The organism is Acinetobacter sp. 809848, from assembly GCF_000581275.1.
In the GTDB taxonomy this organism is placed as follows: domain Bacteria; phylum Pseudomonadota; class Gammaproteobacteria; order Pseudomonadales; family Moraxellaceae; genus Acinetobacter; species Acinetobacter pittii.
The window spans coordinates 43,503-68,566 of record NZ_JEXG01000017.1 but is presented as its reverse complement, the minus strand read 5'-3'; the positions used below and the strand labels follow the sequence as shown (position 1 = coordinate 68,566).

Sequence of the window (25,064 nt, the reverse complement as noted above, 5' to 3'; positions counted from 1 at the left end):
TAAAAATAAGGATGCTGAAATGATCTTAAATGCTGAACAAAGTATGGTTCAGGAGATGATGCGTAACTATGCGCAAAATCAGTTAAAGCCAACTGCTGCACATCGCGATAAAACTCATGAATTTCCAGCTCAGGAACTCAAAGATTTAGGTGCACTAGGCGCTATGGGGATGACCGTGCCCGATGAATGGGGCGGTGCAGGAATGGACTATGTATCTTTGGTACTCGCAATTGAGGAAATTGCCGCAGGCGATGGTGCTATTTCGACAATTGTAAGCGTACAAAACTCTTTGATTTGCGGTATTACACTGGCATACGGTTCAGAGCAGCAAAAACAAACCTATTTGCCAAAATTTGCCTCTGGCGAATGGCTAGGATGCTTTTGTTTAACTGAGCCACATGTCGGTTCCGATGCGAGCGCGATTTTATGTAAAGCCGAGCGAGATGGCGACCATTGGGTGCTTAATGGCGTAAAACAATTTATCACCAGTGGTAAAAATGCCCAAGTGGCTTTGGTGTTCGCGGTCACAGATAAACAAGCTGGTAAAAAAGGTATTTCGTGCTTTCTTGTACCCACCAATACACAAGGTTACTTGGTGACTCGTATTGAAGACAAAATGGGTCAACATGCTTCAGATACAGCGACCATTACTTTTGAGGACTGCCGAATTCCTTTAGAAAATTTGGTGGGGCAAGAGGGTGAAGGTTATAAAATTGCATTATCTAATTTGGCAGCTGGACGTATTGGTATTGCAGCTCAATCGGTAGGTATGGCAAGAGCGGCTTTTGATGCAGCGGTGCAATATGCAAATGAGCGTAAAGCTTTTGGAGTCGAATTAGTTCAGCATCAGGCGGTTGGTTTCCGTTTAGCCGATATGGCGACCCAGATTGAAGCGGCACATCAGTTGGTTTTACATGCTGCAACTTTAAAAGATGCGGAGCTACCTTGTTTAAAAGAAGCCTCAATGGCAAAGCTATTTGCATCTACTATGGCTGAGCGGGTGTGTTCGGATGCGATTCAAATTCATGGTGGTTATGGATATGTGAGTGATTTCCCTGTAGAGAGAATTTATCGTGATGTTCGTGTAAGCCAGATTTATGAAGGTGCTTCTGATATTCAACGTTTGGTGATTGCGCGTGAAGTGGCTCAAGTTTAAATATTAGATTTTTAAAAAATGTTGTTGACTGCAAAAAAACCGCAATTGTTATGCGGTTTTTTGCAATTAAATGAAACTCACTTTTTAAGGATTAAATTTGAGCTTTGACTTCCTCACCAATCAAATAAAAAGTTCCGCCTGCAATATAGTGCAGGCTGCGAAGTTCTTTTGGCGCATCTTGAAAATGCCAGTGCCCATCTCTAAAAACGCGGCTATCTGCCCATGCACCTACAACAGAACCAATAAATAAATCATGAGCTGACTGATTATGTGGTTCTGGAATAAGTTTACAGACAAGCCATGCAATGCAACCTGATACAAGCGGGCTGGTAAGGCCTTCTTGATAGAATAGCTCAACACCGCAATGCTCAAGTTTTTCTGGATCATCCAACTTATTAATGGTTCCAAGTTGATGAGTCAGATCGAGCTGTGCATAGCAGGGAACTTGTAGTGTGAAATAGCCACTTTGCTCAACGAGTTGTCGGGTTTTAGTGCTTTTGTCGAGAACTACGGACACTTTAGCTGGTTTGAACTCTAAGGCACATGCCCAAGCGGCAGCCATCACATTGCGGTCATCACCATGTTGTGCAGAAACAAGCACAGTTGGGCCATGATTTAATAAACGATAAGCTTTTTCTAACTCTACAGGTGCAATATATGATTGCGTCATATTTAGCCTAAGTAATAAAGAAAATAGATATTTCTATTGTTGCAGAAAGCTTGATAGATGCAATGTTGATAAATAAGCTTTATTAGAATAAAAAAGTTGTTTCTATTTTATAGCTTTCATAATAACGAACTTAATCATAAAATCATTTCGCTTCTAAGTGAAAGGATTAACGTGTGACCGAGCTTCAAGATATCGATTTTGTAGAGTTAAGTGATGAAGAAATGCATCTCTATAGCCGTCAGATTTTACTTGATGGATGGGATATTGAAGCTCAGGAAAAACTCAAACTTGCTAATGTGCTGATTGTAGGTGCTGGTGGAATAGGATGTAGCAGTGCGGAGTTACTAGCGCGAGCAGGGGTTGGGAAAATTACACTGATTGATGCAGATATGATCGAAATAAGTAATTTACAGCGTCAAATTGCATTTGGTCATGAAGATATTGGTCGTTACAAAGCAGAAATTTTGGCTAAACGTTTACAGAAAATTAACCCTTATATCTGTGTCGAATACTACAACGAACGTTTAGACGAACATAATATTGATAGACTTGTTGAACACCAAGATGTGGTTTTAGATGGATGTGATAATTTTACAACTCGCTATTTAGTAAATGCAGCTTGTAAGAAACATCAGGTCGCATTAATTAGTGCTTCAGCAATTGGTTTTCAGGCACAAATGTTTATGGTTGAAGGTGATTCAGCTTGTTATGAATGCCTTTTCCCAAAAGAACAACCTGCCAATGAGGGGCTGCGCTGTGCAGAGTCAGGGGTACTGGCAACTACTCCTGTAATGATAGCGTCATTACAAGCGCATCACACTTTGCTATATTTAGGTTTAAATCGTACACCTTTAAAGCAGAAACTATTATTGTGGGATGGTTTAAATATGACACAACGTATTGTTAGTTTTGATAAAGATGTAAATTGCCCACTTTGTCAGGCAAGCTAATCAGTAAATTAAACAAAATTTGCTACACTCAACCTGAATGATTTGGTTTTGAAGAAATATGAAAAAAAATATTTTGTTTGATGGGCTGCGTTCAGTCGCCCGCATTGGTGAAACAGCAGTGGTTGCGGCCAAAGCTGGAATTAAATACGCAACTGAAAAACCAAGTAATGCCAAACTCATGCGAGAGACTTTTGAGTCACTTGGTTCAACTTATATTAAGCTTGGTCAGTTTATTGCGAGTACGCCATCGCTTTTCCCACGTGAATATGTAGAAGAATTTCAAGGTTGTTTAGACCAGACACCAACACTCCCATTTAGTTATATTCAAGGTGTGCTTGCATCTGAGTTTGAAGGGCGCGATTTAAGCCAGATTTTTAGCTATATCGATGAAAAGCCATTAGCTTCTGCATCAATTGCTCAGGTTCATGCAGCTAAGCTGACCACAGGTGAAGATGTCGTTATCAAAGTACAAAAGCCTGGTGTTGAAACCATTTTATATACAGACTTAAGTGTAGTACATTGGGCTGCCAAGCTGCTCGAACGTGCTGTACCAAAGATCAAATTCGCAGCTCTTTCTGAAATTGTAGATGAAATTAAAAGCCGTATGGTCCGTGAAGTCGATTTCATTGAAGAAGCACAAAACCTAGATGATTTTGTGGAATATCTTAATATTTCACAAAATAAAGCAGCGACAGCGCCTAAAGTTTATCATCAGTTTTCTACACGTCGTGTCTTAACTATGCAACGTCTATATGGTGTGTCTTTGACAGACTTTAGTGTTGTAAAACAATATGCTAAAGATCCTTCGCAAGTACTGATTACTGCCATGAATACATGGTTCGGTAGTCTTATGCTGTGTAAGAGTTTTCATGCTGACTTACATGCTGGGAACCTAATGTTGCTTGAAGATGGGCGTATTGGTTTTATTGATTTTGGTATCGTCGGCCAGTTAAAACCTGAAGTTTGGACTGCATGTATTGCATTTATGGATGCCTTACAAAAAACTGATTATCAGGCAATGGCTGAAAATATGCTGAAAATGGGTATGACCCATAACAAAATTGACGTTCAGGTGTTGGCTCAAGATCTAAAACGTTTGTTTAATGGCGTATTAATGGCCGATCCGCAACAGATCTTGTCTTCAAATCCAGCCGATTTAAATGACATCATGATGGATATGGTAGGTGTAGGCGAACGCCACGGGATTAAATTCCCACGTGATTTTGCTTTATTATTTAAGCAAATGCTTTATTTCGATCGTTTTATGCGCGTACTCGCACCATATACTGATATTTATGCAGACCAGCGTTTGAAAATGGTTCAAAATATGGAACCTGCTTCGTTATTAAAGCACTAAGGTCAGTTTAAATTTATGGATGCCATTATTATTGAAGGCTTGAAAGTTGAGACAGTCATTGGCTGTTTCAACTGGGAAAGACAAATCATTCAACCTTTAATGTTGGATTTAACCATCCATAATGATTTGAGCCGCGCAGCAGAGTCTGACAAGCTTGAGGACACTCTCAACTATGCGCAGATTTGTGAGTTATCGGCTCAAACCATTCAACAAGCCAAACCTGAATTAATCGAGCATGCAGCACATCTGGTTTTACAATGTTTGTTTGAAACCTTTCCATCAATTGAAAAAATTACCATAACCATCCGTAAGCCAGCCATCATTGCAGAAGCAAATGCTGTAGGAATTCGTCTTGAACGCACCAGAAACAATTTTTGCGCTCGCCCTAGCGAGTAATTTAGACGCAGATCAGCACTTTACTTTTGCTTATACGCAATTGGCAACATTGGGGAAAGTGCAGTTTTCATCTGTTTATCAAATTCCATGCCGAGATGGTATTGGAGATGATTATTGGAATTCGGCATGTCTATTAAAAAGCACTTTATCGTGTGAACAAATTGAATCTTTTCTAAAGAAACTTGAGTCAGATTCGGGGCGTGTTCGTCCGTCGCATCATATTTCTTTAGATGTAGATTTGATTGCATGGGGAAGTGATCTGGACCATATGCAATTTAATTCTAAAAAGCTACCTTTGGCACTCGATGTAAAAATTCCTTTATATGAACTTTGGCATCGTGAAGCCTTAAAGGCTGATAGCATGATTTATCCAGTCGTTAATTTTAAAGTTTAATACCCTTCAAACTAAATTTTACGCAAACTTTACGCGGGCTTTGACTTCCTCAATAGAGAATTTACGGGTATTTTATCGATACTGAAATTCACTAAATTAGTGTTATTTCAGGACAATAAAGATGCTTATAAATTCTCAAATGCGCATCTTGCATCAGTCTGGCATTGTCTTATGCGGACTTAAAACAAATGATATTTCTTCATCTCTCCTTATTTCCAGTCTGGCAAATCAAGCCAAGGGGTATAGAGGAGAATAGCCATGTTAGAACTTATACTTGTTTTATTTATTGCTATTTTTCTAGCATGGTGCCTCAGTAAATATTTATCCAAAGTGATGGCAAATCAGCCGATGTGGGGTGATGGATTATTTCGCTGGATTGAAAATCCTGTATACCGCTTATTAGGTGTATCTCCACAACAACAAATGAATTGGAAACAATATTCTCTAGCATTTGTTGTGAGCTGTATTTTTCTTGCAGTGGCTATTCTTGCTATTTTTATGACGCAAGCATGGTTACCATTAAACCCGAACCATGCACCAAATATGAGTTGGGATTTAGCGCTACACACTGTTATTTCATTTTTAACAAACACCAACCAACAGCATTATTCTGGTCAGGCTCAATTATCTTATTTGTCGCAAATGACAGGTATTGTGGGCTTGCAAGTCATTACTCCAATGATGGGGCTGGCTTTGGTGGTTGCAACATTAAGAGCTTTCTTTTATCAGCGTCCAAGCCATATTGCGGCCGATGTTGCCGAGCAGCCAGATCAAATTTTAATTGGTAACTATTGGGCAGATGTAATTCGTCCTACAGTTCGCTTTTTGCTTCCACTCTGTTTTGTCTGGTCATTGTTGCTTAACAGCCAAGGCGTGCCAGCAACTTTCCAAGGTGGGCCAGAAGTACAACTTATTGATAAAGCCAATAGCGTTGAAACTCAAAAAATTCCTTTAGGACCAGTTGCGCCAATGGTGGCGATTAAGCAATTAGGTAGTAACGGTGGTGGTTGGTACGGTCCAAATAGTTCTGTGCCTTTAGAAAATCCAACACCATTTTCTAATTTACTAGAAATGATTGCGATCTTACTTATTCCAATCACAGTCATTTTTATGGTTGGGCATTTTACTCAGCGTAAAAAGTTTGCTTACTTTGTCTTTGGCAGCATGCTTTTCATGTCAATTATTTCAGGTGCAGCGGCTGTCTGGTCTGAGAGTATGTCATCGACAGCATCTCAATTTGCCGTAATGGAAGGTAAAGAACAACGATTTGGTCCAGCAGCATCAGCAGTTTGGGCAGCGCTTACTACACAGGTAAATAACGGCTCGGTCAATATGATGCATGATTCTTCTGCACCGCTTACCGGTTTAGTCGAACTCATTAACATGCTGATTAATGCCATTTGGGGTGGTGTGGGCTGTGGTCTTCAACAGTTTATGATTTATCTGTTACTCGCAGTATTTATTGCAGGTTTAATGACAGGTCGTACCCCTGAATTGTTTGGGCGCAAGATTGAAGCCGCAGAAATTAAGTTGCTCGCGATTATTATTTTGATTCAACCTTTAGTCATTCTTGCATTTACCGCATTAAGCCTCAGCGTTCCAGGCATATCTGGAATTAGTAATCCAGGACCACATGGTATTAGCCAAGTGTTCTACGAATATGTTTCTGCATTTGCCAACAATGGTTCAGGTTTTGAAGGTCTTGGAGACAACACTGTATGGTGGAATGTCACTTGTAGTATCGCTCTACTGTTAGGACGTTTTCCGACCTTAATTTTGCCATTAATGATTGCGACACGTTTAGCAGCAAAAAGAAAAGCACCCGAAACAGCAGGTAGTCTTCAGGTTGAAACTCCAACCTTTGCTTTAACGCTGATTACGATTGTTGTGTTGCTTACCTTATTACAATTTATGCCAGTTCTTGTCCTTGGGCCTATTGCCGATCAACTTTTGTTGGTTAAAGGCTAAGGAGGCGAGTGAAAATGAATACACAAACTCATGTAAATAGCCATAAACAAACCATGGCAGTGCCAAATTTTGAAGTTTGGAAAAATGCATTTGTGAAACTGCTACCGCAGCATGCAATTAAAAATCCTGTCATGGCAATTGTCTGGCTTGGAACAGTGGTTACAGGCATTAGTACAATCTTAGGTTACACCACGCTGTTATTTGGTTTCACGGTTACAGCAATTCTGTTTATTACCATTTTATTTGCTAATTATGCTGAAGCGGTTGCAGAGGCCAGAGGTCGTGGACAGGCATCTTCATTACGTGCAGCAAGAGAAAATTTAACGGCTCGAAGACTCAACTCTTTGACAGACCGTCAAGCGACTCAAGTTGCAGCGACTGAACTTCATTTAAATGATTTTATTGAAGTACATGCAGGTGAGCTTGTTCCAGCCGACGGTGAGATTGTAGAAGGCTTTGCCACTATTAATGAATCGGCTGTTACAGGTGAGTCAGCACCTGTGTTACGTGAAGCCGGAACAGACCGTTCAGGTGTTATTGGCGGAACCAAAGTTCTTACAGATCGTATTGTTGTGCAAGTGACTGCTGAATCTGGTCAAAGTTTCTTAGACCGTATGATTGCTTTGGTTGAAGGTTCAAATCGCCAGAAAACTCCGAATGAGATCGCACTTGGCTTTTTGTTAATGGTAATGACAATCACGTTTTTAATTGTCGTGATTAGCTTGCCATTTATTGCCAAGTATTTGCATATTGAACTTGATCCAGTCGTGCTCGTGGCGTTATTGGTCTGCTTGATTCCTACAACCATTGGTGGCTTGTTACCTGCGATTGGTATTGCGGGGATGAACCGTGCACTCAAGGCCAATGTTTTGGCGAAATCGGGGAAAGCTGTCGAAGTTGCGGGTGACATTGATGTGCTTTTACTCGATAAAACAGGAACCATTACTTATGGTGACCGTCAAGCGACCTCTTTTTATCCTTTAACTTCGGTAACCGAGTCTGAGTTGAGAGCTGCTGCTTGGGTAAGTTCACTTGCCGACCCAACACCAGAAGGGAAATCGATTGTTAAGTTAGCAAAAGAGCAAGGGCTAAAACAGCAAGAACCTGAGCAAGCCGAATTTATCTCTTTTAGTGCTTCTACCCGAATTTCTGGTGTGAATTTACCGAATGGTGACCAAATTCGTAAAGGTGCATTAGATGCAATCTTGAAATTTGTAGATGAGGATTATTCTCAAGATTTAGAATTAAAAGCGCGTGTTGAACAAGTTGCCAAAAAAGGAGCAACACCTTTAGTGGTCGCTAATCAACATCATGTGTTGGGTGTGATTGAACTCTCAGATGTGATTAAACACGGTATTAAAGAACGTTTTGCTCGTTTAAGAGAAATGGGTATTAAAACTGTCATGGTTACAGGTGATAACCCATTAACTGCGGCCGCGATTGCTGCTGAAGCTGGTGTAGATGATTATATTGCCGAAGCAAAACCAGAAGACAAATTAGCTTGTATTCGCACCGAACAACAACAAGGTCGTTTAGTTGCAATGGTCGGTGACGGAACCAACGATGCACCAGCATTAGCTCAAGCCGATATTGGCTTAGCCATGAATTCAGGTACACAAGCTGCAAAAGAAGCTGGCAATATGGTCGATTTAGACTCAGACCCAACCAAACTACTTGCTGTGGTCGAGATTGGGAAACAGCAGCTGATTACCCGTGGCGCTTTAACAACATTTTCGTTGGCAAACGACGTCTCTAAATACTTTGCCATTTTGCCTGCATTGTTCGCTGCTGCGATTCCACAAATGCAAGTATTGAATGTAATGCATTTAGCAAGTCCAAACAGCGCGATTTTATCTGCATTAATTTTTAACGCGATTATTATCCCGCTATTAATTCCAATCGCACTACGTGGCGTGAAATTTAAACCTTCAACGGCAACTCAGTTATTACGTCGAAATATGTTGATTTATGGAGTAGGCGGTGTGGTTCTGCCATTCATTGCCATTAAAGCTATTGATGTAGTGATTGTTCAATTATTTGGTTTGTAATCTGGAGTTTGAAATGAAAACTTATGTACAAAATTCAGAAGCAAATTTGGGTCAGACCTTAAGAGCATCTTTGGGATTATTAATTTTTACCTTAGTTGGCTGTGGCGCTGCTTATAGTGCTATTGCTACAGGTGCAGGACAGGTGTTATTTAACAATCAAGCGAATGGTAGTTTGATTGAAATAGATCATAAAGTTTTAGGGTCAAAATTAGTTGCTCAGCCATTTGTTGGAGAGGCTTATTTTCATCCGCGTCCTTCAGCAATTGCTTATGACCCGATGGCTATGGCAGGTACAAACTTAGCGCGTACTAATCCTGAACTACAGCAACAAATTGATGCTCAGATTCTTGCTGTGAAAAAACAAGATCACACGGGCAATACACCGATTCCAAGTGATTTGGTGACTAAATCTGGTAGTGGTATTGATCCGCATATTAGTCCTGAATCTGCTCAGTTACAGGTTTCTCGAGTGGCTCAAGCTCGTCATTTAGACCCTAAGGTTGTGGAAGAGCTTTTGCAAAAGTATGTTGAACCGAAGCAGTTTGGTGTATTGGGGCAAGCTCGTGTTAATGTATTACAGCTCAATATTGCTTTAGATCAATTACAATCTACACATTAACTTAAAAATAAAGTTGTTAGTTTACCGGATGATATCAAGTGCAAAGCAATCGCGAAAATCAGGCTGAGGCCTTATTAAATCATGTCAACAGATATCAAGCCGGTCGACTAACGGTTTTTCTTGGTGCGGCACCAGGTGTAGGAAAAACCTATGCCATGCTCGCCCGCGCCAAAGAATTATTTCAACAGGGCACAGATGTTGTTGTTGGTATTGTTGAAACTCATGGAAGAATCGAAACTCTAAAAATTTTGGAAGGCTTGCCTCAAATTTCTAGAAAAGAAGTGCAATATCAGGGGCATATTTTAGAAGAAATGGACTTGGATGCTATTTTACTTAGGCATCCGCAAATCGTTTTGGTTGATGAATTGGCTCATCGCAACGTCCCAAATAGTCGTCATGAACGGCGGTGGCAAGATGTTAATGAGTTGCTAGACGCAGGTATTGATGTATTCACCACTATAAATATTCAACATTTAGAAAGCCTAAATGATGTGGTCTATCAAATTACAGGCATTCGAGTAAATGAAACAGTACCAGATCGGGTATTTGATCGTATTCGAGACATTCGCTTAATAGATTTACCCGTCAGTGAGCTTATTGAAAGGCTCCATCAAGGAAAAGTCTATGTGCCAGAGCAAGCAAATCTGGCATTACAAGGCTTTTTTAGCATTTCAAATTTAACGGCATTACGTGAACTGGCAATGCAATGCGTTGCTGAGCATGTCGATTCAGACTTAAAAGAGAGTTATGCCTCAAAGGGTTTGAAATCTATATCGTTACAAAATGAATTGATGATTGCGATAGATGGGCAAGGCTCTTCTGAATATTTAGTGCGAGCAGGCTGTCGCTTAGCAGAACGTAATGGGGCTACATGGACTGTAGTAAATGTTGCTAGAAGTTTGGACTTTGGGCAGAGTTCAGTGAGTTCTTATAAAAAAGAATACATCGAGATTGACCGTGCGTTTGAGTTGGCTCGACAACTAGGTGGTCGAACTGAAGTTTTATATGGGCCGCGAGTTGCATCAGTGTTAATGGATGCCGCCGTTGATCGAGGTATTTCCAATCTTGTCATTGGTAAAAGTATTTCACCGTGGTGGTTAAAGTTATTTAAGAAAAATTTAGCTCAGCAATTATTAAATCAAGAAAACTCAATTGCTTTAACCATTTTGCACCCAGAACAGGGTACTAAAAAGATTAATCAGCTCAAAAAGCCTTCATTTTTATCATTAAAAGAAAGTGTTTTTGTTTTAGCTGTGACGTGCGGTAGCATTTTTCTAGCTCACTTCGCCGAAGTTCTATTTGGTATTGAAGACTTCTCTGTCATTTTTATTATTTCTGTTTTAATTGTTGCAACGAAAACCCGAATGTTAGCTGCAGTAGTGGCTGCTCTTATTTGTTTCTTAGCCTATAATTTTTTCTTTATTGCCCCGCGTTATACCTTTCAGATTTCAGCACACCAAGGGGTAGTCACCGTTGTTGCTTTTTTTGCAGCAGCTTTAATTGCTGGCCGTTTAGCTTCTCAGTTACGCCAGCAAGTTTTGTCTTTAAAAGCTGCGAATGCTTACACTACGGTAATGCAAGACTTGGCGCGTAAGCTTTCTAGTGCAGTAAACCTTGAAGAAGTCATGCAAACAGGACGTATGACTTTAGAAACACAACTTCAAACTAAAGTGTGGATTTCTATTCGAGATAAGGTAATTTCATCTGATATTGAGCTAAATGATAAAGAAAAAGTAGCCGCAGAATGGTGTTTGAAACACAAGCAGCCGTGTGGGCGTTTTACCGATACTCTGAGTCAGTCAAACTGGTGGTTTTTACCTCTTTTAGAACAAAAAAATAGCCTAGGTATTGTGGGAATTTACTTTAAGGATGAAGTGGTTTCCTTAAATTTTGAGCAAAAAAAATTGACTGAAAGTGTAATTGAGTACATTGCACAGGCAGTACTTCGAACCCAATTGGTCAATGAGCTTGAACAAGCAAAAGTCACCAGTGAAACAGAGCGCTTACGTTCTGCTTTATTATCTTCGGTATCGCATGATTTACGTTCGCCACTTGCTTCTATCATTGGCGCAGCAGACACGCTTGCTAATTTTAAAGCTGATATGTCAGAACAAGACCAACAAGATCTGCTTGAAACAATTCATTTAGAAGGTGAGCGTTTAGACCGTTACATTCAAAACTTACTTGATATGACACGCTTAGGTCACGAAGGTCTAACTTTAAAAAGAGACTGGATTGGGGTAGATGAATTAATTGGTTCGGCAACCCGCCGTTTAAAGCGTTATAAACCAGATACACAAGTGGTCGTTCAGTTATCTGAGCAACAAATTAGTTTATATGTTCACCCAGCACTGGTAGAACAAGCTATTTTTAATGTTTTAGAAAATGCCGCAAACTTTTCACCTCCAGATGAACCAGTCATGATTCGTGCTCATCTTGTGTCAGAAGATGAAGTAAAAATTGAAATTGAAGATAGAGGAACGGGAATTCCTGAAGACGAAAGACATCGTATTTTCGATATGTTTTACACGATGGAACGAGGAGACCGTGGAAAGTTTGGTACTGGTTTAGGGCTTACAATCGTAAAAGCGATTATTGGTGCTCATATGGGTACAATAGAAGCATTTTCAGGGCGCCAAAATAAAGGTACTTTAATTCAAATCAGATTACCCATTCACCCAGTAAAAGAATAAGTTGTAAATTCATGATAAGTTCCGAAACCTCACCTGTAGAAACACGTATTGTGATTATTGATGATGAGCCTCAAATCCGTAAATTTTTAGACATTGCTTTAAGAACTCAAAAATACAAAACCACGCTCTGTGAAACGGGTTACAAAGGCCTAGAGGCATTGGCAACCCAAGGGGCTGATTTGGTTATTTTAGACTTAGGCTTACCTGATTTAGATGGGAAAGAAGTCCTCCAAGAATTACGTAGCTGGTCGAATGTTCCCGTTATTGTGTTATCTGTACGCGCTGATGAATATGAAAAAGTTGCCTTGCTAGACGCAGGGGCAAATGACTACATGACCAAGCCTTTTAGTGTGCAAGAGCTTTTGGCACGCATACGTGTCATTTTAAGAAATCAACCGATTCAACAAGAAGCTCATGTGTATGACGATGGCTATCTCAAGGTTGATGTCATGCAACGTTTAGTTTGGATCGAGCAACAACCAATTACTTTAACTCGAAAAGAGTTTCAACTTTTGACACTATTAATGCGCTATCAAGGGCAGCTTTTAACACAGCCTCAGCTCTTAAAAGAGCTATGGGGACCCACCCATCAGGAAGATACGCACTATTTACGTATTTTAGTGGGCAAGTTACGCAGTAAACTGGGGGATAACGCGATTCAGCCACGTTATATTGCTACTGAACCAGGTGTTGGGTTACGTTTTTTAGCTAAACAGAAAAATCATTAATTAGATATAAAAAAACCTTAGGGTATTTCTCCCTAAGGGTTTGCAAAGTGGTTTATAGTTTTTTTGCTTTTTTTATTTATATATCCCAATGTTGTTCTGCTTCGGTCATTTGACTATAAATATTTTGATATTCAGCATGTTTAACTGTGAACCAATGCTCTACAAAGTCTGCTCCTAAATATCCTTTTAAAATAAGACTTCCTTTAAATATTTTTAAGGCTTCCGGTTGGTTATTTGCTAGTAAAATGTGTTCGTCTGGAAATTTTAAAAGATGTGCTGGTTTTGGGAGCGGCAATTTATGAGATAAGCCATAAGACACACCAGCTAAAATAGTCGCTGTAACAAGATAAGGGTTACAGTCAGCTCCAGCAACACGATATTCTAAGCGTTGATTTTGTAAATCTGAGCATGGAATTCGTATTGCGACATTTCGGTTATTGGTATCCCAATTGGCTTCTAATGGCACATGATGACCAATTTTAAAACGTCTATAAGAATTAATATTAGGCGCTAAAATCGCCATAGATGCAGGCATTAACTCAATTAGGCCACTAATCGCGCTCAATAATTTGGCTGAAAGCTCATTTTTTTCTACTTCTGAGCTAAATATATTTTCATGGTATTGATTAAGTATGCTCATATGAAAATGCATGCCACTACCAGCCTTTGCTAAGTTTGGTTTCGCCATGAAACAAGCAGTTAAGTCATGTTTTCTTGCGACTTGCTTTACAATTCTTTTTAAAGCATTAATTTGATCGCAGAGTTTTAAAATGTCATGGCTGTGTTGAAGATTTAATTCGTATTGTCCAGGGGATGATTCCGCAACAATTGCGGTAATTTCAATTGATTGTAGTAAGGCTGCTTTTTCAACTTCATCTAGGACTTGTTGATAGTTATTTGGCGCATCTATATCAAAACATTGGTTTTCTGAACATGTCTCGAATTGATGCTGAGGTGAGAAAAGGTAAAACTCTAGCTCGGCAGCCATGACAGGAAAATAATTATTAGCATGTAACTGATTTAATAATTTTTTTAATATATTACGTGGTTCATAGCGACAGTCTGAACCATCTTCTTCTTGCATTGATAGGTAAAGCTGAGCATTTAATTCTGGGGATAAGGCACTTGGTTGCAAGCTGCCTAAAATGGGTAGGCAAAGTCTATCTGGTTCACCAATATATTTTCCCAAGCCTGTTTCTTCAATCACTTTTCCATCAAGGCTCATGGCATAAACAGAAAGAGGAAAATAACAGCCATTAGATAGATTTTTCAGACTCTTAACTTCAATTCGTTTGCCACGAATATGCCCGTTTAAGTCATGCAGACAAATATCAATGTGCTGAGTGTGGGGATATAAACTTAAATATTCATCAACTTCTTTCAAAAAAAGCTCTGAGTTGAAAATGTCGGTTTGTGTTGGAGGAATAAAATCATCTGATATTTTAAATGCCTTAAAAAGAGGATTTTGTAAGTTTAAGTTTGGATAAATAAGCGTACTCATTATAAAAAACCTTGGTGGTTATTTAGCTAAAATCCTAACTTAGCCTTTGAAGTTAATCTCGTAAAAAAAGAGTAAAATAATGAAAGGTTTTTCTATGGGGTTTGTTGCTTTTATTTATTAATAATCAATGTTTTGAATCTAATTTTTGCAATCAATTTTTAAAGTAAAATTAGCGTATAAGATCAGTTGGCGTATTATAAAATTCTACGGATTTCTCTTTTTTAAGTTAAACAAAGCTAAAATTTAAGCTTCTCATTTGGTGAGATGGTCAAACTGCTTTAAACTTAAATGCTTATCCAGTTAAACATTTATTTATAAATCTTGAATTGAGCAAGGCTTATATAGCACATGTACTGGAATTTTATTTTTTGCGTTTTTTAATTTTATTTTTGAGTTTTCTTAATATGAAAAATATCGGGTTAGCCATTTTAGCAATCAGCCTTTCAGGTTGTGCTGCAATGAGCGTAGAAGAATGTAAGACTGCGAATTGGTCATTAGTGGGTGAGAAAGATGGTTCAAAGGGATCTTCGCCACGTTTAGATCAATATTATAAAGCGTGTGGAAAAGCCAATATTGTTCCAGATCAAAAGTCATATGAACGTGGATATAAAGAGGGCTTAGGGTATTATTGCCAGCCATCAAATATTTTTTATAACGCTTTAGAGGGTAACGGCAATATTAATGTATGCCCAATCGAGCAGCGTAATCGTTTAATACCTTATTATCGAGCAGCTTCCGATTACTACAACGCAAAAAATGAATATGAGCGTTATGACGAAAAGTTTAAGCAATATTCTGATAATGCTTACAACGAAAAATTAAAGCCAGAAGAGCGTGAACGTTATCGTAAGCTTTTAAGAGAATTACAAATTGATCGTGACCGTATTAACAGAAACTATTGGAACTCAATTCGAGATATCGAACGTTTCAAATATGATCACGGCTTAAAATAAATATTTTAAAAAAGGATTGATCTGAATGAGATCAATCCTTTGGTTTTTAAAGATAATAACTGGTTTTTGTCATTAACTTTGAAATAGCAGTCATTGTGATTTTTACTGCATATGGTAATTCAACACCGCCTGCTTCAAGTGCAGTATGACGGTGATGCAATTCATCTTCATTCATTTGCTCTAAAATTTTACGAGAGCGTTCATCTTGAGCAGGTAACTGGTTTAAGTGATCTTGTAAATGCAGACTAACCTGACGCTCAGTTTCAGCAACAAAACCTAAGCTATATTTGTCACCAGCAATACCGGCAAGGGCACCCATGCCATATGACAATCCGTACCAGATTGGATTTAACAAACTTGTATGACTGTTTAATTCTTTTAAACGATCTTCACACCAAGCTAAATGATCTTGTTCTTCAATCGCTGCTTGTTGCATTTCTTGGCGTACATTTGGCAATTTCGCCGTTAATGCTTGCCCATGGTAAAGTGCTTGAGCACATACTTCACCACTGTGGTTAACACGCATTAAACCTGCGACATGGCGAGCATCTTCTACACCAAGTTTTGTTTCTACTGTTTCAGCTGGATTTTGACGCTGTGCTGCTGTTGCACCCGGAACAAGACTACGCAATGCCTGATCAAATGAGTTAATAAGTTGATCAATTCCAGTATAGTGGCGCATAAATTAGTCCTCTAAAGAAAGGTGGGCTGTGGCAAGCATTGGTTTTAGTCTAGCAAGAAGCCAGATACTAAAGATTGCACTAAGTACAGCTGTAATAATAAATAGTATTTTAATATCAATTTTTAAAACACTTAAGATTAAGATTGAAAAAATTGCAGAAGAAACCATAAAAACGGCATTTAGGATGTTATTCGCTGCAACAACACGTGCACGATGTGAACGTGGTGAATAAGCCTGCATCATGGCATATAGGGGAACAATATAAAAACCGCCACTAATCCCCAATAAAGTCACAGCAATCATGACATGATAGTAAACCCAGCCTTGGGTAAAAACATCTTTTAAGGTAAGTAATGCCCCAGTTCTTTCTGGTACAAAAGCTAAACTGGCAGCAAGGTAGAGCGCAAAAACAGTAAGGCCAATTGCACCAATCGGCACCATTTTAATATTAATTTCTGAACCACCAATTTTACGACAAAGAAGAGAACCCACACCAATACCGACTGAAAAGAAAGTCAGTAACAGGCTAACGACATTTTCTGATGCATGAAGGTTTTGCTGGGTAAGCTGCGGAATTTGCGTTAAATAAGTCGCGCCATAAAACCAGTACCATGAGTTACCTAGCAAAATTGTGAATACTAACGGTAAGCTTTTAGCATATTTAATGGTTTGAAAGCTTGTACGGATAAAATTCCAGTCAATCTTTAAGTCAGGTGCAGCAACTTTTTGCGGCAAAATGAAGCGACTAAATAAATAGCCTATGCAAGCAATAGCCACTACGGTGATACTAATCCACAATAAATTACCATCTGATGAGGCAATTACGGCACCACCTAAGATCATACCGAATAAGATCGCCATAGATGTACCGGATTGAAATAGCGCATTACCCGACATTAATTCGTTCGGTTTTAAGATTTCAGGCAAAATTGCATATTTAATTGGGCCGAAGAACGTCGAATGCGTACCCATCAAAAATAAAGCAAAAAGAAGTAGCCATAAGTTTCCTAACAGGAACCCCGCAGTACCGATGAGCATAATGATGATTTCTAAAATTTTAATACCACGGACGAGTTGAGATCGTTCGTATTTGTCGGCGATTTGTCCAGCTGTGGCTGAAAAAAAGAAATATGGCAGAATAAACAAGAGGGCTGCCAAATTATTAAGAGTACTTACAGGAGCAGATTGTTGCTGAATCCATCCATAAGTAATCACCAATAATAAAGCTTGCTTAAAAACGTTATCATTTAATGCGCCAAAAAACTGGGTAAAAAACATCGGTACAAACCGACGTGAGGTCATCAGGTGCTCATCTTGTTTCATCATGTGCAAACTTCATTGTGTTTTATAAAAAAATGTGACCGAGTGTTAATTTGCATAGAAAACCATGTATGATATTTTTAACGCTTGATTAAATGAAAAATCAATGGTTTTGAGTGAGTTTTACACTCACATTGGTGCGTTTTATTAAAAAATAAGTCTAGAGTTTTCTATGCCTTCTAAAATTAAGTTTAAACAGTCAACTCTCTCACATTCTATGCATTTAATTTTAAAAATGCAGGGCATTCCTAAACTTATTTGTAGCAGCTTGTTGTTAAGCATTTGCGTAACGCCAAGTTTTGCTCAAACTTCTGTTGAGAATAGTTCATCAACAACTTTAAACCAGACAGTATCTGAGGAGTCAACTGAACAGTCAGCTCAGGTTAATGAGCAATATACTGCTCCAGTTACAGATATCGCTACACTTGTAACCCAAGCTCAGCAGCAACAAGATAGCTTGGCTATATTGCAACAACAAGAACAATTTCCAAATCAAATTGATGAATTTAAGCCAATTACTCTTGATAATCTTGAAGATTTACCCGATATGCCTGTTGATCAAAACATGGCAAATGAAATTTATAGGGTAGCGGAAGAAGCGAAGAATGAAGCACAGAACTTTCAAAATGGGACTCAGAAACTCCCTGAAGTTACTGTAAGCGATGCAACTCAATCTGAATTAAATCAAATTAATCAGGCACCTGTAAATATTGATCAGCTTATGCAAGAGATTAAGTCTGATAGTAAGATTGTAGTTGAAGCCAATGAGACTGGAAAAACACTGCCTGAATTGACACCAGAGGCCGAAGAACCGCCTGAGCAAGTTGGTTTCTTTAAGCGTATTTTAAATAAAGTACGTCCGCCACGTGCAATTCCGATGGAACAAGTACCGCGTATTAGCGCAGAGGTAGAAGGTGCTTCAGATGTGTTGGCTAAAAATATTAAAGGTAAGCTTTCAACATTTACCCAAGAGTCATTTGAAGACTTCAATGCTGCTTTACCTCAGCTTAGAACATTAAGTAATCAGGCTGCTCAAGCTGTTGGCTACTATAATGCTGAGTTCCGATTTGAAAAATTAAGTCCGAGTCGTGTTCGTGTCAGAGTGACACCAAATGAACCAGTACGAATTAATGAGCAAAATATTGAGTTTACCGGTCCAGGCGAAAAGCAGCCGCAATTTCAGGTTATTCGTTTAGTTCCCGATCAAGATGTGGGTGATATCTTTAACCACGGTTTATATGAAACCACTAAAAGCCGTATTGTTGATGCCGCATCTAATAATGGTTATTTTGATGCTTATTGGCGATTGCATGATGTAAAAGTAAGTCAGCCAGAAAATAAGGCCGATATCAATTTACGCTACGAGACTGGTGAGCGCTATAAATTAGACAAGGTCGAGTTTCGTATGAGTGATCCTTCGAAACCTTTGCCATTAAACCAAAATATCTTAGAAAGTATGGCGCCTTGGAAAGAGGGTGATGACTATGCCTTCTGGCGTGTAAATGTGCTCGCAAATAACCTAACCAACTCACGTTATTTCAATTACACCTTGGTTGATAGTATTAAACCAGACCCAATTGAAAAGCCACTTGAGCTACCACCAGATTTACAAGCTTTGGTGGATGAACAAAATATTGATGTTGATGAGTCTAATTTACTTTCACCAGAACAACGACAACTTGCGAAAGCACGTCAATTAGCGACATCCAATAAAGAAGTTACGCAGAACGTAGTCGATGAAAAACAGTTTGCCGGAACACAAAATGCGAAACAGGCAGAGCCTCAAACTGCAATGTTGCAAAGCGCCGCAGCTCAGCATGATGAACAGGAAACTGAACAGGATCGTTTACAAGCTCAAGCACGTGAAACAAAAAGAATTCCAGTTATTGTGACTTTAAATGCTGACAAGCTAAATAGTTTGGAAACTGGTATTGGTTATGGAACCGATACGGGGGCGCGTTTACGTAGTCAATATCGCCGTTCTATCGTAAATAAATATGGTCATTCTTTTGATGCCAACTTAGAAGTTTCTGAAATTCGTCAATCGATTGATGGTCGATATAGTATTCCCTATAAACATCCGTTAAATGACTATTTCAATATCGTTGGCGGTTATGAGCGTGAAACACGGGATGATATTGGTCCGGATGTAAGCCTGTTAACCGAATCTGCTGTTGTGGGCGGGGAGCGCGTAATCAAACGTCCATTAGGTAATTGGCAACACACTATTGGTGTTCGTTATCGTTTAGACCGTTTGACCCAAAAAGGTAATGTTGATATTTCTGAATTACCAGATGCTTTTAAAACAGCTGCATCTGAGCAAGAAGCATTATTGTTTAGTTATGAAACATCTAAAACCTCAAGTAATACACGTTTAAACCCAACAAAAGCTTTTAAACAAACTTATAAATTAGAATTAGGCAGCGAGAGTTTACTGTCAGATGCCAATATGGCAATTGCGAGTGCAGGCTGGAGATTTATTTATTCTCTAGGTAAAAATGATGATCACCAATTCGTCGGAAGATCTGACCTCAGCTATATCTTTACAGATGATTTTGACAAAGTTCCATACAATCTTAGATTCTTTACGGGTGGTGACCAAACGATTCGTGGATTTGACTATAAAAGTCTTTCTCCAGAAGTAGATGGATATAAAATTGGGGGCCAAGCTTTAGCTGTAGGTTCTTTAGAATATAACTATCAGTTCAAAGATGGATGGCGAGCAGCTGTTTTCTCTGACTTTGGTAATGCTTACGATAAAGATTTCAGTAATCCAGCAGCTTATAGTGTTGGGGTCGGAATTCGCTGGAAGTCTCCAATTGGGCCAATCCGTTTAGATGTCGCTTCGGGTATTTCAGATGAGAACCATCCGATTCGTTTACATTTCTTTATAGGCCCACAACTTTAAAAATAAAATTTTATTAGGTTTATTTTATGGCGGAAGTAGAACAGCAGCCCACTTCGGCACCAAGCTCTCCTAAGAAGAAGCGTCGCATTTTGCGTAGCTTCTTGCTGACGATATTGATCATATTGTTATTATTGGCTTCTTCGTTAGTCATCATGATGTCAACGGATCGCGGAAGCCGTTTTTTATTAGATCGGGTTTTAGAAGCTCAGAAAATAATTAAATATGAATACGAAGGCGGCAACTTATTGCGAGGCATTATTCTCAAAAATGTGTTGGTGCAATTAAAAGACGTTGATGTTTCATTAGATCGAGCTGATGTAGGCTTAGGATGGCGTTCTTTATTATTAGAAAAAGAAGTGCATTTAAGCCATGCAGATGTACGCAACTTACGTATTATTAATAAAACTCCGCCTTCTGGTAAACCGTTTGAATTTAAACCAATCAAGTTACCCTTTGTTTTACGCGTAGATGAAGGTGATGTTGATCATTTAGAAATTAAGTTGGCAACCTCAGATGTAAGTTTTCATGACGTTCATTTGCAGGATGCACTTTGGTCAGAGACCAAACTGGAATTTGAAAAATCTAGTATGGATATGGGCTATCTTTCAGTCCATAACGCAACAGGTAAAATGGATTTCAGTGGTAAATATCCATTAGATGCCACAGCAGATTTAAGAATCCCATCTTTAAAAAGTCTAAATATTCAAAATATTAAAGTGGCTGCTCGGGGAAGTTTAGATACTATAAAAGCTGGGGTTGCAACAACCACTCCCGATCTATTAACAGGTTGGGTAATATTGCATCCGGTTCGCGATGAAGTTCCAATGCAAGGTGAACTATTATTAAAAAACTATCATTTACCTTTGCTACAAGAACAAAAACTATTTGCAAAAAATGGTGTGATTAAGTTTCAAGGTGATATTAAACAGCTTAATTTGGCACTTGATACAGATTTAAAGGGTGAGAATTTACCTGAAGGTCAGTACAACGCTTTAATGAATACTGATTTAGTTCATCAGCTTAATATTACCGATTTTAATGGCCAAGTTATGAAAGGTGCCGTTAATCTGAAAGGTCTGGTGAATTGGAAAGATCATGTGACTTGGGACATCAAAGGTCGTTTAGATCGCATTAATCCTAAAGACAAAGCGATTCCTCAGGTGGTTCAAGACTTCTTACCGCCAAGTTTAGATGCTGCTATTGCTTCAACTGGTTCTTTGGAAAAAGGCACAGAAGTATTTGCTAACGTTGATTTTGACCGTTATGAGTCTTGGAAACTCAAGCTTAATCAGGCGCCTGAAAAAAATAATAAACCTCAACCAATGCTCATGAATGTGGCGTGGGCGAATATAGACCGTGCAATGCCTTATATTGGATGGTTAAGTAGTGATAATGGTCAAGTCGATTTAACATTACGTGACGGTCAACAAGATATTAAGGTTGCTACAAAAGTATATCAGCATGAAAAAACTTTATTGCCAGCAGGACAATATCTAGCCAACCTGAATGTTAAAGATAATATCTTAAATGTGCCTAATTTTAGTTTTGCTGCTGAAAAAGGTAGCTTAACAGGTCAGGCTAAAGTTTTATTACCTACTGAAAAACGTCAGCTGGCTTGGAATGCTTTATTAAATGCAAAAGATTTTAATCCGCAAAGTATTCATGCAGCAGCGCCGGTCAATTTATTAAACGGTTCGATTAAGGCAAATGGTTTCGCTAAACCAAACCAGCAAATTATTCAGTTTGAGAAAATTGATTTAACTGGTCGATTAGCTCAAGCAGGTCAAGAAACTGTAAGTTTAGGTGGAAAAAGTACAGCAGCATTATTATTTCATGATGTTAAAGCTGGTGGCGGCTTTAAAGGCTTTGCGGTTAATTATGACGGGTCTTTAAAAGCCTTAAAACAGGCAAATGGTTTGTTGAAGTTTTCTATAGCGGGCACGCCAGATTTTATTCGAATTAGCCAGTTACAACATGATGGGGTGGCTGGAAAAATCTATGCTACTGGTTCTGTCAATTTAAAAGACCGCATTGCATGGGATATTAATAGTTCATTAGTACGCTTTAAGCCTCAATATTTTGCCTCAACTGTTAAAGGTGAAATTTCAGGAAACCTGAAAACTCAAGGGGTTTGGTCTGATCACTTGAAGCGAATTAATATTCAGCAATTGAATCTTGCAGGCTTTTTAAATAATAAACCTGTTCGGGGTAAGGGTAATCTATCTCTATTGATGGATTCCAATCAAAATGGCTTTTTACCTCAGCAATTTGAAGCGAATAACTTATTTTTAGTGTATGGACAGAACCAGTTACAAGCTACTGGCAATGCACAAAATCTAAAAATTAAGCTGAATGCGCCAGCACTCTACGAGTTATATCCAGGACTGCGCGGACGAGCTTATGGTGATTTGAATGTTCAATCACAACCACGTTTAAAAGCAACAGCCAATATTGCCGTAGATAATTTTGCTTTTAATACACTTGTAAGTGTGAAGAGATTGAGTATTCAGGGTGAGCTTCCAACATCGGAAACAACACCGACTCAATTAACCGCAAAATTAAATAATCTGCGTAGCGGAAATAGAGAAATCCAGTCTGCTGAAGTGAATTTGACAGGAACAAGAAAAGCACATTTATTGAAAGTACTTGGCAATAATAGTGTTTCCAAGTTCTATGTTCAGTTGGCAGGTGGATTTAATCAAAAGAATGATTGGTTAGGTCAAATCCAAAAAGGAAGTTTTGATTCACGACGAATTCGTCTGGCACAAAATCAAAATGCTCCAGTAATTTTTTCTTCAGCGAAATCTGAGCTATATGTGGGTCAACATTGCTGGCAAAGTACCAATAGTCAACTATGTTTTGATCAGCCGGTACGAGTGAGTAAAGCACGAGGTAATGTTTCTTTTGTAACTCAGAACATGGATTTAAGTGACTTCGCAGCATTTATGCCAGAAGGCTTAGCGATGACCGGACAATTAAATGGTTACGCCAAGGCATCGTGGGTAAATGGTGGTAATCCAAAACTTGATGCACGTTTAATTACGCGTAAAGGTGAAATCGGTTTAGCTGCTGAAGATCCGCAAGACCCTGCGACTACTCTGGCTTATGATGAGTTAGGCGTGATTGCAAAAAGTGTATCAGAGGGACTGTTATTCCGAGTTGATGTGAAAACACCAGATATTGGTACGGGTTACGCGAACGTTATTATCAACCCATTCCAGTCTTCAATGCCAATGCATGGTGAAGTGGCCTTTAATGATGTTCAATTAAAAGTCTTGAAACCATTTATTCAAGATGTTCGCTCAATGAGTGGAACGTTAGCCTTGGCTGGTAAAGTCAACGGTACATTAACTCAACCTCAGTTTACTGGTGAAATGCGTCTGAAAAATGGTGCGATTAGCATGATTTCTTTGCCAGTAAATCTAACCAATGTGCAGGTATATTCATCAATTCGTCAGGATATGGCAACAATTGATGGAGCATTTAATAGTGGGCAAGGTGTAGGCTTGCTTAAAGGTAGTTTTGAGTGGAAAGATGCGCCACGTCTTCAATTAAATCTGAAAGGTGATAATTTACTGGTACGTCAAGCGCCATTAATTACCGCAATTGCCAACCCGAATCTGACACTTGATATGTATCCTTTTGATAAGCGGTTAAGTTTAAAAGGATCTGTAGATGTTCCTCGTGCACGTATTTCAATGCCAGAAACGACTGCTCCAATTATTAATACTTCATCAGATGTTCGCATCGTGCGCCAAGGTCAAGACCCACTTGCAATTTTACGGGCCGCTAAACCTTGGGATATTCGAGCTGATATTTCTGTTAATATTGGAAAACAAGTTATCTTCCAAGGCTTTAACAGTAATATTCCATTAGTTGGTCGTCTAAACTTAAGCCAACGTGGTTATGAAACTGCAATGAGAGCTAATGGGGCGATTGGTGTCAGCCAAAAAGTGAAAATTGAAGCTTATGGACAAAGTCTAGACTTGAACCGAGCAATTGCCCGTTTTAATGGACCATTGGCTAACCCGACTTTAGATATCGATGCGAACAAAAATGTTCAGGGAAGCATGGTTGGCGTACGTGTTACAGGTACTGCGACATCACCAAACATTCAGGTCTATAACGATGCAGGCTTATCTGAGCAAGAAGCATTGAATGCGCTTGTGACTGGTCGTATTAATGAAGGTTCGAGTGGCTTGAGTAATGCAGAAGGTTTTAAATCTGATGTAAACAACACCATTGCAGCTGCAGGTATTAGTATGGGCTTGGGTGGTACACGTGCTTTAACTAACCAGATTGGACGTACGTTTGGTTTGAGCGGCCTAGCTTTAGATGCACAAGGTACAGGTGATGATACGCAAGTGAGTTTAACGGGTTATATCACACCAGATCTGTTTATTCGCTATGGTGTTGGGGTGTTTACTCCTGTAAATAAACTTACTTTACGTTATCAAATGAATCGACGTTTATACTTAGAAGCAAGTCAGTCTTTAGAAAGAGCGATCGACTTATTCTACAATTGGCGCTTTTAGTTGATTGAAACCAATAATGAATGAATTAAAAGCTCACTATTGTGGGCTTTTAATTTAATAACATTTAAAAAAGTTTAGTATTTATGATTTAAAGTATCGCTTCTCTTAAGAGTAAAGAAGCCTTGGATAGGTATTGATTAAAGAAAATTCACTTGAAAATTGCTGTTTTATAAATTAGTTTTCAGA

The 25,064-nt window shown here is 38.9% G+C and carries 17 protein-coding genes; 13 read left to right on the top strand and 4 right to left on the bottom strand.

Features of this window, described 5'->3' with window-relative positions; all coding sequences use genetic code 11:
• The first annotated feature begins 19 nt into the window (after window positions 1-19).
• Window positions 20-1,156, top strand: a complete 1,137-nt coding sequence (locus J536_RS15025; RefSeq protein ID WP_025466499.1) for an acyl-CoA dehydrogenase family protein — start codon at window positions 20-22, stop codon at window positions 1,154-1,156.
• Window positions 1,157-1,247: 91 nt separating this feature from the next.
• Here the strand turns inward: J536_RS15025 and J536_RS15020 are convergent, their stop codons facing one another.
• The gene (locus J536_RS15020; protein WP_032055671.1) at window positions 1,248-1,826 is read right to left on the bottom strand and encodes a flavin reductase family protein; all 579 of its coding nucleotides are present in this window, start codon (window positions 1,824-1,826) and stop codon (window positions 1,248-1,250) included.
• Window positions 1,827-1,999: 173 nt separating this feature from the next.
• Between J536_RS15020 and J536_RS15015 the strand changes: the two genes are divergently transcribed.
• The 9 genes from J536_RS15015 (at window position 2,000) to J536_RS14975 (ending at window position 12,979) form a co-directional block, all read left to right on the top strand.
• Complete coding sequence (locus J536_RS15015) at window positions 2,000-2,776, top strand: HesA/MoeB/ThiF family protein (protein WP_032063252.1); 777 nt, start codon at window positions 2,000-2,002, stop codon at window positions 2,774-2,776.
• A gap of 58 nt (window positions 2,777-2,834) precedes the next feature.
• Complete coding sequence (locus J536_RS15010; RefSeq protein WP_032063250.1) at window positions 2,835-4,133, top strand: ABC1 kinase family protein; 1,299 nt, start codon at window positions 2,835-2,837, stop codon at window positions 4,131-4,133.
• Between the two features lie 15 nt (window positions 4,134-4,148).
• Window positions 4,149-4,529, top strand: a complete 381-nt coding sequence (gene folB, locus J536_RS15005; protein ID WP_000338783.1) for a dihydroneopterin aldolase — start codon at window positions 4,149-4,151, stop codon at window positions 4,527-4,529.
• Window positions 4,486-4,923 carry a 2-amino-4-hydroxy-6-hydroxymethyldihydropteridine diphosphokinase gene (locus J536_RS15000; RefSeq protein ID WP_032063248.1) on the top strand — a complete coding sequence of 146 codons (438 nt, stop codon included), beginning with the start codon at window positions 4,486-4,488 and terminating at the stop codon, window positions 4,921-4,923. The genes folB and J536_RS15000 overlap by 44 nt, the downstream gene beginning before the upstream one ends.
• A 258-nt stretch (window positions 4,924-5,181) precedes the next feature.
• Window positions 5,182-6,891, top strand: a complete 1,710-nt coding sequence (kdpA, locus tag J536_RS14995) for a potassium-transporting ATPase subunit KdpA (protein ID WP_032055676.1) — start codon at window positions 5,182-5,184, stop codon at window positions 6,889-6,891.
• Window positions 6,892-6,899: 8 nt separating this feature from the next.
• Complete coding sequence (gene kdpB / locus J536_RS14990) at window positions 6,900-8,939, top strand: potassium-transporting ATPase subunit KdpB (RefSeq protein ID WP_080776747.1); 2,040 nt, start codon at window positions 6,900-6,902, stop codon at window positions 8,937-8,939.
• 13 nt (window positions 8,940-8,952) lie between these two features.
• Complete coding sequence (kdpC, locus tag J536_RS14985) at window positions 8,953-9,558, top strand: potassium-transporting ATPase subunit KdpC (protein WP_032055678.1); 606 nt, start codon at window positions 8,953-8,955, stop codon at window positions 9,556-9,558.
• Window positions 9,559-9,596: 38 nt separating this feature from the next.
• Complete coding sequence (locus J536_RS14980; RefSeq protein WP_032055679.1) at window positions 9,597-12,251, top strand: sensor histidine kinase; 2,655 nt, start codon at window positions 9,597-9,599, stop codon at window positions 12,249-12,251.
• An 11-nt stretch (window positions 12,252-12,262) separates the two neighbouring features.
• Window positions 12,263-12,979, top strand: coding sequence for a response regulator (locus J536_RS14975; RefSeq protein ID WP_000625746.1), 717 nt, complete (start codon window positions 12,263-12,265; stop codon window positions 12,977-12,979).
• A gap of 76 nt (window positions 12,980-13,055) precedes the next feature.
• On the opposite strand, the gene J536_RS14970 is transcribed toward J536_RS14975, so the two are convergent.
• Window positions 13,056-14,480, bottom strand: coding sequence for a glutamine synthetase family protein (locus J536_RS14970; RefSeq protein ID WP_032063246.1), 1,425 nt, complete (start codon window positions 14,478-14,480; stop codon window positions 13,056-13,058).
• 404 nt (window positions 14,481-14,884) lie between these two features.
• Here J536_RS14970 and J536_RS14965 point away from each other — a divergent pair, with 404 nt between their 5' ends.
• Window positions 14,885-15,433 (top strand): DUF2799 domain-containing protein, encoded by a 549-nt coding sequence (locus J536_RS14965; protein ID WP_032055682.1) that lies wholly within the window; start codon window positions 14,885-14,887, stop codon window positions 15,431-15,433.
• Between the two features lie 46 nt (window positions 15,434-15,479).
• Here the strand turns inward: J536_RS14965 and coq7 are convergent, their stop codons facing one another.
• The gene (gene coq7 / locus J536_RS14960) at window positions 15,480-16,115 is read right to left on the bottom strand and encodes a 2-polyprenyl-3-methyl-6-methoxy-1,4-benzoquinone monooxygenase (protein ID WP_002119684.1); all 636 of its coding nucleotides are present in this window, start codon (window positions 16,113-16,115) and stop codon (window positions 15,480-15,482) included.
• Between the two features lie 3 nt (window positions 16,116-16,118).
• Complete coding sequence (locus J536_RS14955; RefSeq protein ID WP_014207111.1) at window positions 16,119-17,441, bottom strand: MFS transporter; 1,323 nt, start codon at window positions 17,439-17,441, stop codon at window positions 16,119-16,121.
• A gap of 166 nt (window positions 17,442-17,607) precedes the next feature.
• Between J536_RS14955 and J536_RS14950 the strand changes: the two genes are divergently transcribed.
• Together J536_RS14950 and J536_RS14945 are read left to right on the top strand one after the other, a co-directional pair.
• Window positions 17,608-20,343: an autotransporter assembly complex protein TamA gene (locus J536_RS14950; RefSeq protein WP_032063245.1), complete on the top strand. Its 2,736-nt coding sequence runs from the start codon at window positions 17,608-17,610 to the stop codon at window positions 20,341-20,343.
• 26 nt (window positions 20,344-20,369) lie between these two features.
• On the top strand, window positions 20,370-24,878 hold the full coding sequence (locus tag J536_RS14945) for a translocation/assembly module TamB domain-containing protein (protein ID WP_032055686.1): 4,509 nt from the start codon (window positions 20,370-20,372) through the stop codon (window positions 24,876-24,878).
• The last annotated feature ends 186 nt before the right edge of the window (window positions 24,879-25,064 follow it).